Source organism: Bradyrhizobium sp. 2TAF36 (assembly GCF_052114925.1).
Lineage (GTDB): Bacteria > Pseudomonadota > Alphaproteobacteria > Rhizobiales > Xanthobacteraceae > Bradyrhizobium > Bradyrhizobium barranii.
In genome coordinates this window covers 83,442-100,407 of record NZ_JBFRFR010000005.1, presented here as the reverse complement: position 1 = coordinate 100,407, position 16,966 = coordinate 83,442, and the positions used below count along the sequence as shown (strand labels likewise).

Sequence of the window (16,966 nt, the reverse complement as noted above, 5' to 3'; positions counted from 1 at the left end):
TAGTGTCAGGCGTGTTGCGGCGGTGCGAGGGTCTGGCTCTGCGCCGCGTGCGGATCGGGCAACGGCATCTCGCCGTGACCGTCACCTGCCGGGATAAGGTTCGCCGCCATGGCCTGGTTGAGCAGCATCGCGGCCGCCATCGCGCCGCCCCCGTTGATGACGACGTTGTTGCCGGGGCCACCGTCGAGGACGTCCTGTCCGCCGCCACCGATCAGCACGTCGTCACCCGCACCGCCCGCGAGCGTGTCGTTGCCGGGGCTGCCGATCAGGACGTCATCGCCATTTCCGCCATTGGCGACGAGCTGGATGCCGCCGTGCAGACCGGAGGCCGTGATGACGTCGTCGCCATCGAGCCCGTTGATCACGATCCTGTCGCCCGTGCCGGCATCGGTGATGTTGATGTCCTGACCAAGCCCCGACACCGTAATGATGCCGTCGTGCTCGGTCACCGTGATGACGTCGCTGCCGCTGGTTCCGTTGATCGTCACCGTATCCGCGGCGCCGTCATTGGCGCCGAGGTCGAGGTTGACCTGATTCACGCCGGTCCCGGAGAGGTCGCCGACCGTGATGTTGTCGGCACCACCGAGGGCGTTGAAGTTGATATGCTCGACGCCGTTGAGGTCCATCGCGATGGCAGCAACATCGCGGGTGAACAGCACCCGGCCGCCATTGGCCGAGATGTTGATGTTCTCGTTGATGTTGGCGCCGTTGAACAGCAGCGTATCGGTGCCCTTGCCGCCTTCGACAATGTCGCTGCCGTCGCCGGGATTCCAGACGAAGGTATCATCGCCGGCGCCGAGATTGGCAACGTCGTTGCCACGGCCGCCGTTCACGATGTTATTGCCGGCACTGCCGGTGATGGTGTCGTTGYCGTCACCGCCGTTGATGTTGAGGCTGAACGGCTGCCCCGCCTTGATGGACGAGGCATTGATGACGTCGTTACCGCCTCCGCCGTTGACGGTCAGGACGTCACCGGCATCGGCGTGAGCGATGGTCACCTGCGCCGCAAGGCCGTTGACAACGATCGATCCGCCAGAGGTCGTGACCGAGATGTTGTCATCGCCTGCGGTGCCGTTCACGGTCACACGATCTGCCGCACCGTCGCCACTCTGGCTGCCGGGGCCGGCACTGAGGTCGATCGCCACCTGCGTGACGCCGGTGCCGGAGAGATCGTTGACGGTGATGTTGTCGGCGCCGCCGGCGGCAGCGATCTGCACATGCTCGACGCCGTTGAGATCCATGGTGATGGCACCGACGTCGCGGGTGAGAAGCGCGCGGCCGCCATTCGCCGAGATCGACATGTTCTCGGCGACGTTGGAGCCGTTGAACACCAGCGTATCCGTTCCCGCGCCACCTTCGACGGTGTCGCTACCATCACCGGGATTCCACGTGAAGAGGTCGTCGCCTGCGCCGAGAAGAGCGACGTCGTTGCCGCGGCCACCGTTGACCTTGTCGTTTCCGTCGCCGCCGATCAGGGTGTCGGCGCCCTGACTGCCGGTGATGGTATCGTTGCCCGCGCCGCCGTCGATGGTCAGCCCAATCGCCGCAGCAAGTAGCGATGCATCGATGACGTCGTTGCCGCCGAGCGCCTGGATCACCAGCCGGTCGTTGGCAGCTTCCGCATTCGCGATCGTCACGACTTCGGGCAGGCCCGTCACCGTCACGGTCGTCCCGTTGGACGTGACCTCGATGTGCTGGCCGCCGTTGGTGCCGGTGACGGTCACCGTGTCGGCCGCGCCGTCGCCTTGCGTGCCGCCGGGAACGGCTCCGAGATCGACCAGCACCTGCTTGACGCCGGTCCCGGAGAGATCGCCGACGGTGATGTTGTCGGCGCCGCCGCGTGCATCGAATTCGATCTGCTCGATGCTGTTGAGGTCCATCGTGATGTTGGCGACGTCGCGGGTGAAGCGCACCCTGCCGCCATTGGCCGAGATGTCGATGGTCTCGTTGATGTTGGCGCCGTTGAACAGCAGCTTGTCGTTGCCCGATCCGCCTTCGACCGTGTCGCTGCCGTCGCCGGGATTCCAGATGAAGGTGTCGTCGCCCGTCCCTAATTGCGCGACGTCGTTGCCGCGTCCGCCATTGACGATGTCGTCGCCGCTGCCGCCGATCAGGAGGTCGTTGCCGTCGCCGCCGGTGATCCTGTCGTTGCCGGCGCCGCCGTCAAGCGTCAGCGAGATCAGGCTGGCGAGTCCATTGCTTGCGGTGATGACGTCGTCGCCGCCGCCGCCGTGCAGCACAAGATTCTCCGTCGTGCCGATGTCGAGCGAAAATGGCGCCGCGCCCGTCCCGTCGAATCGCACGCGCGTGCCGTTCGCCGTGATCGTGAACGTCTCCGGGTCATTGCTTCCGTTGACCTGCGCGGTGTCGTTGCCGTCACCGCCCTCGAACAGGTTGGTGCCGCCCCCCGGATTCCAGATCATGAGGTCGTTGCCCGCTTCGCCGAACAACTGGTTGTCGCCGCTGCCGCCGTCCAGCGTGTCGTTCCCCGCGCCGCCGAACAGCAGATCGTTGCCGCCGCCGCCCTTGATCGTGTCGTCGCCGGCCTGCCCAAACAGCAAATCGGCACCCGAGCCGCCCGTGATCCTGTCATTGCCGTCGCCGCCGAAAATGTGCACCGCGGGCATCGGGCCGTTGGATTCGTTAACGGTGATCGTGTCGTCGCCGCCCTGACCGAAGATGTCGATCTCATTGGTGTTGGCCACAGTGGGATCGCCACCGATCGTCTTCACCTGCCCGTTATTGATGAGAATGCGGCCCGACTTGTCGCGGCTGATCACGACGCCGTTATTGGCGCTGTCGCCGAAAATGGTGAGCTGGCCCGTAACCGGGGAGAAAACAGAGGTAGTAGACATTCAAATATTCCTTCGATCGATCTAGCCCCTCCCCTCGATGCGTAGCAGTGGTGCGGATGTCTTACTTGAAGCACTGCTTTAGACGCGCGTGATTATTCTGGAGATTTCCTCCAGTTTTCCTCCGGGCTGGTTGCGACAGCGGATGCAAACGCTCTCACATCACGAATTGCCGATCACGTATAACGGCAGCGTGACTTTCGAAGGCGCGCGCGAATCCCACCAACGCATTGATGCACGCGCAGAAGCCACAGCTCGAAGCGACGACGCATTCGTTTTGATGAGATGGCGAATTCGATCGGTGCTCTCGTGCGCCGGACACAGCGCAGCACGATAGTGGTGCGCTGCTGAGCCGGGGCTCATGATCGAGAGAGACTGGATCGAGAGAGACCGGGTCCCGGCTCAGCGCAGCAGCGCATAGCGCGTCGAAGACGCGCGTGAACGCGCTGATGGCGCTGCAGCGCGTCCGGGACGCGAGAGTTCGCCTTACGCCGACTTCTTCTTCGGCTTCGGCTTGGTCGCCTTCGGCATGACAGGCGCTTCCGGCGTGCCCTCGATCGAGGACAGACGGCCGGACGTGAAGGTGTAGATGCCCGCGCGCGGACCTGTGCTCCAGGTGACGACGGCAACGCGCCGGCCGGCGGCATCACTGGAGAGATTGACGGTCGAGGGCGCCCCGATGCCGCGCACCACGTCGCATTCGGTGTGGCCGAGCGCGACCGTGCCGCCCATGGGCGCCGGCGCCGTCGACGAAGCATTGGCGTCGGCCGGCCCGGGGGGCGGCGTCATGCCGGGACAGGCGCCGTCGGCGCTGACCAGATCCTCGGCCGTCACGGGCTTGTCGGGGGTCAACGGCGGCGATTCGATTGAGATGCTCTTGATGAACAGGCGGCTCGGCGTGTTGAACCACTGGGCATCCTTGGACAACAGGTCGGTCCCCGAGCAGCCCGCGAGCAGCGGTGCTACGGCAGCCAACGCAACTATGAGCGAGCTGGGAAGCTTTTGATGTCGCACGATAAACTAAATTCCCCGCATGAAGGACCGGCCCTAAGCGATTGTCCCAACATCACTTTGCGGCACGAAGGTGACAAAAGCCAGCATCGCCCGAAAAGTGCAAATTATCATTAATTGCAGACGACCGCTAATTCCGGCGCTGCCAACGGCCCCGTTCGTCGGCCTGCCAATAGGTGACATCAAATCCCCGAGCCTTGCAATCCGTCCAGGCGCTCCGGGCAAACGCCAGCGCATCCGGATCGTCGCCGTTGAACAGCAGCACCATGCGTTCATAGCCCTGCACGTCCTGCGGCAGCGCGGCGTTGTCGACCAGGAAGCGGACATTGGCGCCGTTGGGATTGTCCTCCTCGATCGCCAGCACGATCGGCTGATCGGCGGCATCGTTCACGCGCCATGTCGCGTGCGGCAGGAACGAATCGTCGCGATAGGTCCATAGGTGCGCGTCGAGCGCGTCGGCACGCTCCGGCGAGGTCGACTGCACCACGACGCGCCAGCCGCGCTCGAGCGATTTCTCGAGAAGCGGCGGCAACACGTTCTCCACCGTCATGTTTTGCAGATGGTAGAAAAGGACTTCGGTCATCTCAGATCATTTGCGCTCGTAGTGGTCGGCGACCAGACGGTCGAGCAAACGGACACCGTAGCCGCTTCCCCAGCTCTGGTTGATGTCGGTCTTCGGCGCGCCCATCGCCGTGCCGGCGATGTCGAGATGCGCCCACGGCGTGCCGTCGACGAAGCGCTGCAGGAACTGCGCCGCGGTGATCGAGCCGCCATGGCGGCCGCCGGTGTTCTTCATGTCGGCGAACTGGGAATCGATCAGCTTGTCGTATTCGGGGCCGAGCGGCATGCGCCAGACTTTCTCTCCGCTCTCGATGCCGGCCGCGAGCAGACGGTCGGCGAGTTCGTCATTGTTGGAGAACATGCCGGCATGCTCGGTGCCGAGCGCGACCATGATCGCGCCGGTCAGCGTCGCCAGATCCACCATGAATTTCGGCTTGGTCTTTTTCGCGACGTACCAGAGAACGTCGGCGAGCACGAGGCGGCCTTCGGCGTCGGTGTTGATGATCTCGATGGTCTGGCCCGACATCGAGGTGACGATGTCGCCCGGCCGCTGCGCATTGCCGTCGGGCATGTTCTCGACGAGGCCGATGGCGCCGACTACGTTGGCCTTGGCCTTGCGCGCGGCGAGCGCATGCATCAGGCCGACGACGCAGGCGGCACCGCCCATGTCGCCCTTCATATCTTCCATGCTGCCGGCCGGCTTGATCGAAATACCGCCGGTGTCGAAGCAGACGCCCTTGCCGACAAAGGCGACCGGTGCCTCGCCCTTCTTGCCGCCGTCCCAGCGCATGATCACGGTCCGGCTCGGCCGTGACGAACCCTGGCCGACGCCGAGCAGCGCGCCCATGCCGAGCTTGTCCATCGCCCTGACGTCGAGCACCTCGACCTTGACGCCGAGCTTGCGGAGCAGGCCCGCGCGGCGCGCGAACTCCTCGGGGAAAAGCACGTTCGGCGGCTCGTTGACGAGATCGCGCGCGATGATCACGCCGTCGACGACATGGCCGGCCGAGGCAAACGCCTTCTTCGCCGCGGTGGCATCGCCGACCGCAAGCGAGACGTCGGCGCGCAAGCCGCCCTCCTCGCCGTCTTTCTTTTTCGTCTTGTAGCGATCGAACTTGTAGGCGCGCAGCCGCAGGCCCGAGGCGATCGCAACCGCCTGCTCGCTGGTCATGGCGCCATCAGGAAGTTCCGCGACGATGGTCATGGCAGCGGCCGCGGCCGAAAGCTTGCCCGCCGCCACGCCGCCGAATTTGAGGAAGTCGTTCGCCTTCAGGCTCGCCGCCTTGCCGGCGCCGATCACGACCAGGCGGGTAGCCTTCACCCCCTCCGGCGCCAGGATGTCCAGCGCGGCGCCGCTTTTGCCCTTGAAGCCGGCGGCGGAGGCCGCCCGCTTGACCAGCTCAGTGGCACCGCCGAGTGCTTTGGCCGTCGCCGGACCGAGCTTCAGAGTGTCGTCGCAGAACACGACCAGGATGCCACGGGCGGCAGCAGACAACGGGACAAAGCCGACCTTGATGGCATCGGACATGGGTAACTCCTTCAAAACATCGGGCTTTTCGTCGCTGGGCGGACCCGGCCACGGGCCGGAGCTGAACGACGATTCACTGGACTTTCCCCACTATGGGCCACCGGCGCGGTGGCTGCCAAGCACCCCCGTGGCCGCCGGGCCACAACGAGGGAAATATTAACCATATATTGACGGCGCCACGGGGCAGCCATTTTGTTGATGGATCAAAGGGATGGTAGTGAGAGAGTAAGCCGGTGGTAGAGGTGGTTGGCCGACCTTGGGGATCCCCTGATCGGGGATTGGTTGGGCAGCCGGACTTCCGGCCTGCATTGGGGCGCTGGTGGGGATTCGTGCGGTAGCGCATGGGGTCAATCGATAGGTATATCTTCCGCACGACGCTGGCGTCGTTTGCGCTGGTCCTGGTCAGCCTCACCGGCGTGATCTGGATTACGCAGGCGTTGCGCGGCATCGACCTGATGACGAGCCAGGGTCAGACCATCCTGACCTTCCTCGGCATCACCAGCCTCGTCGTGCCGGCACTGGTCCTGATCATCTCGCCGATCGCGCTGATGATCGCGATCTCGCACACGCTGAACAAGCTCGCGACCGATTCCGAGATCATCGTGATGAATGCCGCCGGCTTCTCGCCGTTCCGGCTGTTCTATCCGTTCTTCTACGCCACCTGTGTCGTGGCGCTGCTGGTCGCCTTCATCGCGGCCTATCTCGCCCCCGACGGCATGCGGCGGATCAAGCAGTGGGACGCCGAGATCACCGCCGACGTGCTCACCAACATCCTCCAGCCCGGCCGCTTCGCCCAGCTCGACAAGAACCTGACGATCCGGATCCGCGAACGCCAGCCCGGTGGCATCCTCGCCGGGATCTTCATCGACGATCGCCGCGATCCCAACGAGCGCGTCTCGATCGTCGCCGAGCATGGCGAGGTCGTGAAGAACGACAACGGCTCGTTCCTGGTGCTCAAGGACGGTAATCTGCAGCGCTTCGAGGCCGGCAAGCGCGATCCCGCGCTGGTGGCGTTCGGCCGCTACGGCTTCGACATGTCGAAATTCTCGGGCCAGGGTCACGACGTCACCCTCGGCATCCGCGAGCGCTATCTCTGGGAGCTGTTCTCCCCGTCCGAGGACGATCCGGTCTACAAGCAGATTCCCGGCCAGTTCCGCTCGGCTCTGCACGACAGCCTGCTGGCGCCGATCTATCCCTTCGCCTTTGCCGTGCTGACCTTCGCCTTCCTCGGCGCGCCGCGCACCACGCGCCAAAGCCGCAACTTCTCGATCGGCGGCTCGGTGATCGCCGTGTTCGGCCTGCGCATGGCAGGATTCGCCTGCTCGGTGATGGCGGTAAAGTCGCCTGGCCCGGTGCTGTTCCAGTACGCGATGGTCCTTGGCGCCATCGGCGTCGGGCTGTGGTTGATCATCGGCGGCATCGTGGTCGAGCCGCCGCCCCGCCTCATGGAGGCCATCAACAGGTCGAACGCGCGCATCGCGCGGCTGTTCAGACGGCCGGCCGCCGCATGAGCATGCTCACCAACACCCTCGGGCGCTATTTCGCCGGACGCTTCGTCGTCGCGGCGCTCGGCGTGTTCGCGGGCATCTTCCTGCTGCTGGTGCTGGTCGACTACATCGAGATGGTGCGCAAGACCTCAGGACTCGCATCCGCCTCCGCGATCATGGTGGCCGAGACCTCGCTGTTCCGGGTCCCGCAATTGCTCGAGAAGCTGACGCCGTTCTGCATGCTGATCGGCGCCATGACCTGCTATCTCGCCCTCTCCCGCAGGCTCGAGCTCGTGGTCGCGCGCGCCGCCGGCATCTCCGCATGGCAATTCATCTCGCCGGCTCTCGGCAGCGCGCTCCTGATCGGGGTGATCGCGACCGTCGCCTACAATCCGATGTCGGCGAACCTGCGCGAGCTGTCCAAGCGCATGGAAGCCGAGCTGTTCGGCTCGGCCCCCGGCGGCGGCATCCAGGACGCCTCCGGCTTCTGGCTCAACCAGGTCACCAATGACGGCCAGGTCATCATCAATGCGGCGCGCAGCGAACAGCAGGGCGTCCGGCTGACCGGCCTGACCCTGTTCCGATTCGATACGGACTGGCATTTCAAGGAGCGGATCGAGGCGCGCGAGGCGGCGCTGGAGTCCGGTCACTGGCTGTTCAAATCGGTGCGCCGCTTCTCGCTGGATTCGCCGCCGATCGACCAGGCGACGTTGGAGATTCCGACGACGCTGACCGAAGCCCAGATCCGCAACAGCTTTTCCACACCCGAGACTGTGTCCTTTTGGCAACTACCGAGCTACATCCGCTCCTCGGAGAGCTCGGGCTTCGCGACAGCCGGCTATCGACTCCAGTATCACAAGCTCCTGGCACAGCCGTTTTTGCTGGCCGCCATGGTGATGCTGGCGGCTTCCGTGTCGTTGCGTTTCTTCCGGATGGGCGGCGTGCAGAAGATGGTTTTGAGTGGCGTGGGCGCAGGCTTTCTGCTCTACGTTTTGTCGAAAGTGACTGAAGACTTGAGCAAGGCTGAGTTGATGCATCCGATCGCTGCGGCGTGGTTGCCCGCGGTGGTGGGCGGCCTCACCGGCTTTTTGGCCTTGTTGTATCAGGAGGACGGTTAGTGACTGCCGTCCATCGAGGGCTCGTGTCTCGTTTGACGCAGCGTACTGTGGTGCGCGCGAACGGATGCGGCTTGTCCATTCGCAGGCTCCTGCTGGCTGTCGCCGCCGTGGCGTCGCTCGGCGGGCTGATCGACATTGCCGCCGTGACGCCGGCCTCCGCTCAGAGCTTCACCTACAATCCGCTGCCGCCGCGCGCGAAGCCGCCGAAGGTCGCCAACGACAACCAGATGCTGGTTCAGGCGACCGAGGTCGACTACGACTACAACAATTCGCGCGTCTCCGCGGTCGGTAACGTCCAGCTGTTCTACAACGGCACGAGCGTCGAGGCCGACAAGGTCATCTACGACCAGAAGACCAAGCGGCTGCATGCCGAAGGCAACGTCCGCATGACGGATGCCGACGGCAAGATCACCTATGCCGAGATCCTGGATCTCTCCGACGACTACCGCGACGGTTTCGTCGATTCGCTGCGCGTGGACACCGCCGACCAGACCCGCATGGCCGCGAGCCGCGCCGACCGCTCCAGCGGCAACTACACGGTGTTCGAGAACGGCGTCTACACGGCCTGCGCGCCGTGTAAGGACGATCCGAAGAAGCCGCCGCTGTGGCAGGTCAAGGGTGCGCGCATCATCCACGACCAGCAGGAGAAGATGCTGTATTTCGAGACGGCACAGCTCGAATTCTTCGGCGTGCCGATCGCCTACATGCCCTATTTCTCGACGCCCGACCCGACCGTGAAGCGCAAGACCGGCTTCCTGATGCCGGGCTTCACGTCGAACACGCCGTTCGGCTACGGCGTCGAAGTTCCGTTCTACTGGGCGATCGCGCCCGATATGGACATGACCTTCAGCCCGCGCATCACCTCCAGGCAGGGCGTGCTGTTCCAGGCCGAGTACCGCCAGCGCCTGATGGACGGCGCCTACCAGATCCGAGTCTACGGCATCGACCAACTCGACCCCGGCGCACTCGCCGGCCAGCCCGGCGACCGCCAGTTCCGCGGCGCCGTCGACACCAAGGGTCAGTTCGCGCTGAACGACAAGTGGGTCTGGGGCTGGGACGGCGTCGTCATGTCCGATTACTACTTCTTCTCGGACTACCGCCTGTCGCAATACCGCGATCCGCTGGGCTCGTTCCTGTATCTGCCGACCGACGCATTGTCGCAGCTCTATCTGACCGGCGTCGGCAATCGCAGCTTCTTCGATGCGCGCACGATGTACTGGCTGAGCTACTCGGGCAACCAGAGCCAGGTGCCGATCGTCTATCCCGTGATCGACTATTCGAACGTGCTCAACTATCCGGTGTTCGGCGGCGAGTTCAGCTACAAGACCAACTTCACGAACCTGTCGCGTGACACCGCGGTGTTCGATCCGATCACCACGCTCGCCAATACCAACAGCCTGTGCACGACGACGTCGGCCGATCCGCTCGCGCGCACGCCGTCGCAGTGCCTGCTGCGCGGCGTCCCCGGCACCTACACCCGCCTCACGGCGGAAGCGCAGTGGCGCAAGTCCTACACCGACCCGTTCGGCGAGATCTGGACACCGTTCGCCAGCCTCCGCGCCGACGCGATCAACGCCTCGATCTCCAACCAGCCGGGCGTGTCGAACTACCTGCCGGTCGGCGACACCCAGGCGTTCCGCCTGATGCCGACCGTCGGCCTCGAATACCGCTATCCCTTCATCAACGTTCAGCCCTGGGGCTCGACCACCATCGAGCCGATCGCGCAGGTCATCATCCGGCCGAACGAGCCCTATGCCGGCAAGTTCCCGAACGAGGACGCCCAGAGCATGGTGTTCGACACCTCGAACCTGTTCAGCGTCGACAAGTTCTCCGGTTACGACCGCGTCGAGGGCGGCGGCCGCGCCAATGTCGGCGTGCAGTCCACCACGCAGTTCGACAAGGGCGGCGCCGTCAAGGTGCTGTTCGGCCAGTCCTACCAGCTGTTCGGCCTGAACTCCTACACGGTCCAGGACACCATCAACACCGGCCTTGATTCCGGCCTCGACAAGCCGCGCTCGGACTACGTGGCGAGCGCCAGCTACTCACCCAACAGCACCTACACGTTCAGCGTCCGCTCCCGCATGGACGAGCAGACCTGGAACGTGCAGCGCTTCGAGGCGGAAGGCCGCGCCAACTTCAATCGCTGGTCGGTCAGCATGATGTACGGCAATTACGCCGAGCAGCCGGAGCTCGGCTATCTGACGCGGCGCGAGGGCATCCTGACCTCGGGCTCGATCAAGGTCGCGGCCAATTGGGTGGTGACCGGCTCGGCGCGCTGGGACCTCGAGGCCAACAAGATCAACCAGTATGTGCTCGGAGCGGGCTATGTCGACGATTGCTTCGTGCTCGGCGTGAACTATGTAACTTCGTATAGTTACTCTGCGGGCACGGCGCCGCCCGTACTGAACCACGCGTTCATGTTCCAGATCGGCCTGCGCACGCTGGCGACCTCGACCGGGTCCAGCTCGTCCGCCGGCTACCAATGAACCGTCTGAAATGACGGCCGGGCTCTCCCGAGAGCGAGCTCATCCCGGCTGACATGCGAGCGATAATCATGACGACCCAATTGCCTGTTTTTCGCCTCCTCCTCGCCATCGGTGCCGGGTTGATCCTCACCGGCCTGCCCGCGCCGTCGCGCGCGCAGAACATCGTCGTGATGGTCAACGGCGACCCGATCACCGATTTCGACATCGAGCAGCGTTCCAAGCTCGACCAGCTGACGACCCAGAAGACCCCGAGCCGGCAGGAGGTCATCAACGAGCTGATCGACGACAAGGTGAAGCTCAAGGAAGGCAAGAAATACGGCGTCGACCCCGGCATCTCCGACATCAACCAGTCCTACGAGGGCATGGCGCAGCGCATGCGCATCACGCCGGATCAGCTCACCAAGTCGCTCGAGGTCAAGGGCGTCCGCCCCGAGACGCTGAAGGGCCGCATGAAGGCCGAGATGGTCTGGACCAGCCTCGTACGCGGCCGCTTCAAGGAGAAGCTGATGGTCGGCGAGCGTGACGTCGCGCAGGCCGTGCAGGCCCAGACCGGCGACAAGCTCCAGATCGAGGGCACCGAGTACAAAATGCAGCCGATCGTGCTGATCGTGCCGCGCGGCTCGTCCCCGGCGTTCCTGGAGACGCGGCAGAAGGAAGCCGAGACCTATCGCTCGCGTGTCGGAAGCTGCGAGGAAGCCAATTCGCTGTTCCGCTCAACGCCGAACGCCACCATCCGCGACACCGTCACCAAGACCACCGCGGAACTGCCCGAGGCGCTTCGCAAGGTGCTCGACGACACCCAGATCGGCCACCTGACCGCGCCGGAGGTCACCAAGGCGGGCATCGAGATGGTCGTGCTGTGCTCGCGCAAGCCGACCATGATCGACACGCCGAAAAAGCGCGAGGTCCGCGAGAAGATGTATTCGGAGAAATACGAGAAGACCCAGAAGGCCTATCTCGATGATCTCCGGAAAGCGGCGATGATCGAATATCGCAACCGCTGATGGCCAACTTCGCCTTAGAACCTTCCATCAAGCCTTCGAAGCCCCTCGCCCTGACCCTGGGAGAGCCCGCCGGCATCGGCCCCGACATCACGATCGCAGCCTGGCTCAGACGCCGCGAACTGAACTTGCCCGCCTTCTATCTGCTCGGCGACGAGGCCTTCGTCGCTCGCCGCGCCAAGGCCCTCGGCGCCGATATCCGGATTGCCTCGGTAAGCGCCGGCGAGGCCGCAGCCGCGTTCACCGAGGCCCTGCCCGTGGTCGCAACGGGTGAGAGTGCGACAGCCGAGCCCGGCAAGCCCGATGACGCGAGCGCGCCGGCCGCGCTCGCCTCGATCCGGCAGGCGGTCACCGATGTCCGTGAAGGCCGCGCCAGCGCCGTCGTCACCAACCCGATCGCCAAGAGCGTGCTCTACCGCTCAGGCTTCCGCCATCCCGGCCACACCGAATACCTCGCCGAGCTTGCCGCAGAGAACGGCCGCGTGCCGCAGCCGGTGATGATGCTGTGGTCGCCGCGGCTCGCCGTGGTGCCCGTGACCATCCACGTCTCCTTGCGCGATGCGCTGGCCCAGCTCACCAGCGAGCTCATTGTCTCGACCGTGCGCATCGTCGCGACCGAGCTGAAATCCCGCTTCGGCATCGAAAGGCCGCGCATCGCGATCTCCGGCCTCAATCCGCATGCCGGAGAGGACGGCTCGCTCGGCCACGAGGAGCAGACCGTGATTGCGCCAGCGCTCAAGGCGTTGCGCGGCGACGGCATCGAGGCGAAGGGACCGCTCCCTGCCGACACCATGTTTCACGAAGCCGCGCGAAGCACCTATGACTGCGCCGTCTGCATGTACCACGACCAGGCGCTGATCCCGATCAAGACGGTCGCCTTCGACGACGCGGTCAATGTCACCCTCGGCCTGCCCTTCATCCGCACCTCGCCCGATCACGGCACCGCGTTCGACATCGCCGGCACGGCCAAGGCCAATCCGGCAAGCCTGATCGCTGCGCTCAAGCTCGCAAGCCGCATGGCGGCTGCGCAAAGCTGATGAGCGCGATCGACGACCTCCCGCCGCTTCGCGAGGTCATTCGCCAGCACGCACTGTCGGCACGCAAATCGCTGGGGCAGAACTTCCTGCTCGACCTCAATCTCACCGCGCGCATCGCGCGTGCCGCCGCGCCGCTCGAGGACTCCACCATCGTTGAGATCGGTCCCGGCCCGGGCGGGTTGACGCGCGCGTTGCTCGCGCTCGGCGCCAAACGCGTCATCGCCATCGAGCATGACGAGCGCGCGATCCCTGCCTTGCAGGATATTTCCGCGCGCTACCCTGATAGGCTCGAGATCGTGCATGGCGATGCCATGACCTTCGACCCGCGTCCGCTGCTCAATGGCGAAAGAGCCAAGATCGTCGCGAACCTGCCTTACAACATTGCGACCCAGCTCCTGATCGGCTGGCTCACCACCGACCCTTGGCCGCCCTGGTACGACATGATGGTCCTGATGTTCCAGCGCGAGGTCGGCGAGCGGATCGTGGCACGCGAGGACGAGGAGGCCTATGGCCGCCTCGGCGTGCTCGCCAACTGGCGCTGCGAGACGAAGATCCTGTTCGACATTTCGCCCTCCGCCTTCGTGCCGCCGCCGAAGGTCACCTCCTCCGTCGTGCGGCTGGTGCCGCGCGCAGAGCCTCTGCCTTGCGATCGCAAGCTGCTCGAACAGGTCGCAGCCGCCGCTTTCGGGCAGCGCCGAAAAATGCTGCGGCAAAGCCTGAAATCGCTTCAAGCGGATCCCGCTCGCCTTGCCGCCGCCGCAGGTGTCGATGCGACGCGGCGCGCCGAAACCATTCCGATATCAGGCTTTGTTGCCATGGCGCGTGAATTGGCGGATATACGAAAGCAAGCTGGATAACAGGAATTTCGGAGGAAGGAATATGGCGTTGATGCGTCGGCAGTCCCTGGTCAAGTTCGATGCGCCCTTGTGCGAGACCATCGTCGACACGCCGAAGCCGAAAGACCGCGAGGTGCTGGTGCGCATCGAGCGCTGCGGCCTCTGCCATTCCGACCTGCACATCCAGGACGGCTATGCCGATCTCGGCGGCGGCAAGAAGCTCGACACCACGCGCGGCATGACGCTGCCGTTCACGCTCGGCCACGAGATCGCGGGCGTGGTCGACGAAGTCGGCTCGGACGTGCCGGCGAACCTCGTCGGAGCCAAGAAGGCGGTGTTCCCGTGGATCGGCTGCGGCCAGTGCCGCGACTGCGCCAATGGCGACGAAAACCTTTGCGTGAAGCAGCGCTTCCTCGGCGTCTCCATCGATGGCGGCTTCGCCACCCACGTACTGGTGCCCGACGCGAAGTACCTGCTCGACTACGATCCCCTGCCCGTCAACCAGGCCGCGACCCTGATGTGCTCCGGCGTGACCGCCTACGGCGCGCTCAAGCGCCTGGTCGACCGTCCGCGCCAGCGCAATCTGCTGCTGATCGGCCTTGGCGGCGTCGGCATGATGGGCCTGTCGTTTGCGCAGGCGATGTTCAAGCAGCCAATCACGGTGGCCGATCTCTCGCCGGCCGCACGCGAGACCGCGCTGAAGAACGGCGCAGCCGTCGCCTACGATCCGTCCGAGCCCGACGTGATCAAGCGCATCCTGAAGGAAACCGAGGGCGGCTTCGACGAGGTGGTCGATTTCGCCGGCAATGAGAAGTCGATGGCCTTTGCCGTGGCGGTCGCCGCGCGCGGCGGCAAGGTCGTCGTCTCCGGCCTGATGGGCGGCCAGTTCACCCTGCCGATGGTGCAATGGGTCTACAAGCGCCTGACCGTCGAGGGCTTCATGGTCGGCACGCTCGCGGAAGCCCAGGAGCTGATGGCGCTCGCCCGCGCCGGCAAGATCAAGCCGACGCCGATGCGCGAGGAGCCGATGGGCGACGTCCAGAAATGGATCGACGAATTGCGCGCCGGCAAGGTCGTCGGCCGCATCGTGCTGAAGAACTGATGCGCAGGAAAATCCAGGCAGGCTTGGCGGCGGGACGAGGTCTCGCCGCCGCGCTTTCCTCCGCCGAATTAACCCGGAATTGACGCAAGCCCCGGTTCCAAATAGGGGAACCGGCAAGCCGCGAACTAAAGTCCTCGCCAGCTTTCTCTTTGGAATTCTGGTGAGGCCATGCAGACCATCCGCCGCTTCCTGGCCGATGAAACCGCAGCCACTGCGATCGAAAACGGCCTGATCGCAGCCGGCATCGCTGCTCGCGATCATCGCCGTGGTCGACAATCTCGGCTCGTCGTTGAAGTTGAAGTTCGGCTCGATCAGCACCTCGCTGAAGTAGCGCGAATCCAGCCCGCGCGCTGAAGGCACGTCACCGCGCGGAACGGCTGCGACCACACCGCGTTGGCAGCGCATGTCCATTCGTTGCACCGTCGAAAGCGCATTCTTCATCGCCTGGAGCTTCCTGGAGCAGAGCGGCGAGCTCGGACCTCCGGACGAGACCGCCAACACCATTCTGGATGCCATCGAAGCGCAGCTCAGGACCGGTGAGCGCCGGCAGTTGATGCTCGCCAACAAGGCGATCGGTGCCTACCGCAAGCAGGTGGCCCAAAGCCGCCTCCTGGCCGAACGCCAGATCCGTCTCGGATAAGAGCCCGCGGCGCCCCACAAGCGCTGGCTCATTTGGAAATTCCGTAGTTCTCCGGATGAGAACAAAGTTCGCAGCGTGTCCTGCGGGCAACGCCGGACGGCGCGACGCCTCGCTGCTGCGAACTTTTCGGTTTCCCGCAAGCACTTGCGTTCACTTTGGAACTGTCGGTTCCTGCGCGGAAACGTAGGGTTTTTCCTGGAGACGCCGATTCCCGGCCAACGAAGAGCCCAGAGACAAGAAGAGTGACCGGCCGGCCCAGGAACGATCTGCTGCGAAGGCTCAGCGCCCAGGATTTCGAGCTGCTCGCGCCGCACCTGCAATCGGTCGAGGTCGCCGCGAACCACGTTCTGCATCACGCCGGCGACGGCATCTCCGTGGTCCACTTCCCCTGCGGCCCTGCGTTCGTGTCGTTCGCGGTGCCGGTTGAGGATGACCGCGAGGTCGAAAGTCTCCTGGTGGGCCGCGAGGGCGGGGTCGGTCTTTCCGCAGGCCGCAGCCCGTCGCTGGCCTTTTCCCGCGTCGTCGTGAAGGTCGGCGGCACGCTGGTCCGCCTGCCGCTGCGCGCGCTCGAGCAGACGCAGCAGCGATCGCCCAGCATGCATGAGATTTTTTCGCGCTACGCAGCCTGCCAGTTCGCACAGCTGCTCCAGACCGCGGCCTGCAACGCGGCGCATTCGATCGAGCAACGCGCGGCGAAATGGATCATTGCGGCCCGAGAGCATATCGGCAGCGACGAAATCCGCCTTACCCATGAGCAGCTCGCCGGCATGCTCGGCGTCTCCCGCAGCTATGCCAGCCGCGTCATCCAGACGTTCAAGGCCAGGCGCATCCTCGCGACCCGCCGCGGCGCCATCCTGATTCTCGATGCGCCGGCACTCGAGACAAGCGCCTGCACCTGCAACGGCGCGGTGAAGAAGCACTTTCGCGAAGTGCTGGGACGCTCGGCGGGCTAGAACAATCCGCGCAGCCGGAACATATTCGCGTGGCCCGCATTGCCCGACATGGCGCGGTACTTCTTTCATTTCGAGGGCCAGCAACCTCACACCGACACGACCGGTGAAACGCTCCTCGACGACGATGCCGCCTGGCGCGAAGCCGTCCACCTCTCCCGCGACGTCGAGCATGCGCTGCGCCCCGGCGACAGCTGGACGCTCAGCGTGTTTGACGGAAGCGAGCCTGTCTTCGTGCTTGCAATGGTGACACGGCGGTTTCGCTGACAGCCCTTCCCGTCGCCTCCGCACCGATCACATCAGACCACCAATTGGAACGCCGCGAATGTCCCATGCGTTGGCATCTCGTGAGGCAAC

14 protein-coding genes and 1 pseudogene are annotated in these 16,966 nt (G+C 64.8%); 11 read left to right on the top strand and 4 right to left on the bottom strand.

Annotation, left to right across the window (positions count from 1 at the left end; genetic code table 11):
- Nucleotides 1-5 precede the first annotated feature (5 nt).
- The 4 genes from AB4Z51_RS04185 to AB4Z51_RS04170 all read right to left on the bottom strand — a co-directional run bounded on the left by AB4Z51_RS04185 (nucleotide 6) and on the right by AB4Z51_RS04170 (nucleotide 5,952).
- Nucleotides 6-2,855, bottom strand: a complete 2,850-nt coding sequence (locus AB4Z51_RS04185) for a beta strand repeat-containing protein (protein ID WP_441497071.1) — start codon at nucleotides 2,853-2,855, stop codon at nucleotides 6-8.
- Nucleotides 2,856-3,338: 483 nt separating this feature from the next.
- The gene (locus AB4Z51_RS04180; RefSeq protein ID WP_441497070.1) at nucleotides 3,339-3,827 is read right to left on the bottom strand and encodes a hypothetical protein; all 489 of its coding nucleotides are present in this window, start codon (nucleotides 3,825-3,827) and stop codon (nucleotides 3,339-3,341) included.
- A gap of 166 nt (nucleotides 3,828-3,993) precedes the next feature.
- Nucleotides 3,994-4,446, bottom strand: a complete 453-nt coding sequence (locus AB4Z51_RS04175; RefSeq protein ID WP_441268181.1) for a DNA polymerase III subunit chi — start codon at nucleotides 4,444-4,446, stop codon at nucleotides 3,994-3,996.
- A 6-nt stretch (nucleotides 4,447-4,452) separates the two neighbouring features.
- Nucleotides 4,453-5,952: a leucyl aminopeptidase gene (locus AB4Z51_RS04170; RefSeq protein WP_441268182.1), complete on the bottom strand. Its 1,500-nt coding sequence runs from the start codon at nucleotides 5,950-5,952 to the stop codon at nucleotides 4,453-4,455.
- A 341-nt stretch (nucleotides 5,953-6,293) separates the two neighbouring features.
- Here AB4Z51_RS04170 and lptF point away from each other — a divergent pair, with 341 nt between their 5' ends.
- From lptF to AB4Z51_RS04115, 11 genes and pseudogenes are all read left to right on the top strand, one after another.
- Complete coding sequence (gene lptF, locus AB4Z51_RS04165; protein ID WP_135215292.1) at nucleotides 6,294-7,463, top strand: LPS export ABC transporter permease LptF; 1,170 nt, start codon at nucleotides 6,294-6,296, stop codon at nucleotides 7,461-7,463.
- Nucleotides 7,460-8,557 (top strand): LPS export ABC transporter permease LptG, encoded by a 1,098-nt coding sequence (lptG, locus tag AB4Z51_RS04160; protein ID WP_063983680.1) that lies wholly within the window; start codon nucleotides 7,460-7,462, stop codon nucleotides 8,555-8,557. Before lptF ends, lptG begins: the two co-directional genes overlap by 4 nt.
- Complete coding sequence (locus tag AB4Z51_RS04155) at nucleotides 8,557-11,043, top strand: LPS-assembly protein LptD (protein WP_441497069.1); 2,487 nt, start codon at nucleotides 8,557-8,559, stop codon at nucleotides 11,041-11,043. The genes lptG and AB4Z51_RS04155 overlap by 1 nt, the downstream gene beginning before the upstream one ends.
- Nucleotides 11,044-11,111: 68 nt before the next feature.
- Nucleotides 11,112-12,047, top strand: coding sequence for a peptidylprolyl isomerase (locus tag AB4Z51_RS04150; protein WP_439034779.1), 936 nt, complete (start codon nucleotides 11,112-11,114; stop codon nucleotides 12,045-12,047).
- Nucleotides 12,047-13,081 (top strand): 4-hydroxythreonine-4-phosphate dehydrogenase PdxA, encoded by a 1,035-nt coding sequence (gene pdxA / locus AB4Z51_RS04145; protein ID WP_441268184.1) that lies wholly within the window; start codon nucleotides 12,047-12,049, stop codon nucleotides 13,079-13,081. The genes AB4Z51_RS04150 and pdxA overlap by 1 nt, the downstream gene beginning before the upstream one ends.
- Complete coding sequence (gene rsmA, locus AB4Z51_RS04140) at nucleotides 13,081-13,938, top strand: 16S rRNA (adenine(1518)-N(6)/adenine(1519)-N(6))-dimethyltransferase RsmA (RefSeq protein ID WP_085402860.1); 858 nt, start codon at nucleotides 13,081-13,083, stop codon at nucleotides 13,936-13,938. The genes pdxA and rsmA overlap by 1 nt, the downstream gene beginning before the upstream one ends.
- A 22-nt stretch (nucleotides 13,939-13,960) precedes the next feature.
- Nucleotides 13,961-15,019: an alcohol dehydrogenase gene (locus AB4Z51_RS04135; protein ID WP_441268185.1), complete on the top strand. Its 1,059-nt coding sequence runs from the start codon at nucleotides 13,961-13,963 to the stop codon at nucleotides 15,017-15,019.
- A gap of 168 nt (nucleotides 15,020-15,187) precedes the next feature.
- A pseudogene (locus AB4Z51_RS04130) lies at nucleotides 15,188-15,350 on the top strand (Flp family type IVb pilin).
- Between the two features lie 72 nt (nucleotides 15,351-15,422).
- Nucleotides 15,423-15,659, top strand: a complete 237-nt coding sequence (locus tag AB4Z51_RS04125; RefSeq protein WP_028157550.1) for a hypothetical protein — start codon at nucleotides 15,423-15,425, stop codon at nucleotides 15,657-15,659.
- 242 nt (nucleotides 15,660-15,901) lie between these two features.
- A complete protein-coding gene (locus AB4Z51_RS04120) occupies nucleotides 15,902-16,612 on the top strand; it encodes a Crp/Fnr family transcriptional regulator (RefSeq protein ID WP_441268186.1) in 711 nt (236 codons plus the stop codon).
- Between the two features lie 48 nt (nucleotides 16,613-16,660).
- A complete protein-coding gene (locus AB4Z51_RS04115) occupies nucleotides 16,661-16,876 on the top strand; it encodes a DUF6894 family protein (RefSeq protein WP_441268836.1) in 216 nt (71 codons plus the stop codon).
- Nucleotides 16,877-16,966: the final 90 nt, after the last annotated feature.

Bases quoted from the DNA above. Each gene is read 5' to 3' on its own strand.
- AB4Z51_RS04175 (WP_441268181.1), bottom strand. From the start codon at position 4,446: ATGACCGAAGTCCTTTTCTACCATCTGCAAAACATGACGGTGGAGAAC.
- AB4Z51_RS04170 (WP_441268182.1), bottom strand. From the start codon at position 5,952: ATGTCCGATGCCATCAAGGTCGGCTTTGTCCCGTTGTCTGCTGCCGCC.
- lptF (WP_135215292.1), top strand. From the start codon at position 6,294: ATGGGGTCAATCGATAGGTATATCTTCCGCACGACGCTGGCGTCGTTT.
- lptG (WP_063983680.1), top strand. From the start codon at position 7,460: ATGAGCATGCTCACCAACACCCTCGGGCGCTATTTCGCCGGACGCTTC.
- AB4Z51_RS04150 (WP_439034779.1), top strand. From the start codon at position 11,112: ATGACGACCCAATTGCCTGTTTTTCGCCTCCTCCTCGCCATCGGTGCC.
- pdxA (WP_441268184.1), top strand. From the start codon at position 12,047: ATGGCCAACTTCGCCTTAGAACCTTCCATCAAGCCTTCGAAGCCCCTC.
- rsmA (WP_085402860.1), top strand. From the start codon at position 13,081: ATGAGCGCGATCGACGACCTCCCGCCGCTTCGCGAGGTCATTCGCCAG.
- AB4Z51_RS04135 (WP_441268185.1), top strand. From the start codon at position 13,961: ATGGCGTTGATGCGTCGGCAGTCCCTGGTCAAGTTCGATGCGCCCTTG.
- AB4Z51_RS04125 (WP_028157550.1), top strand. From the start codon at position 15,423: ATGTCCATTCGTTGCACCGTCGAAAGCGCATTCTTCATCGCCTGGAGC.
- AB4Z51_RS04115 (WP_441268836.1), top strand. From the start codon at position 16,661: ATGGCGCGGTACTTCTTTCATTTCGAGGGCCAGCAACCTCACACCGAC.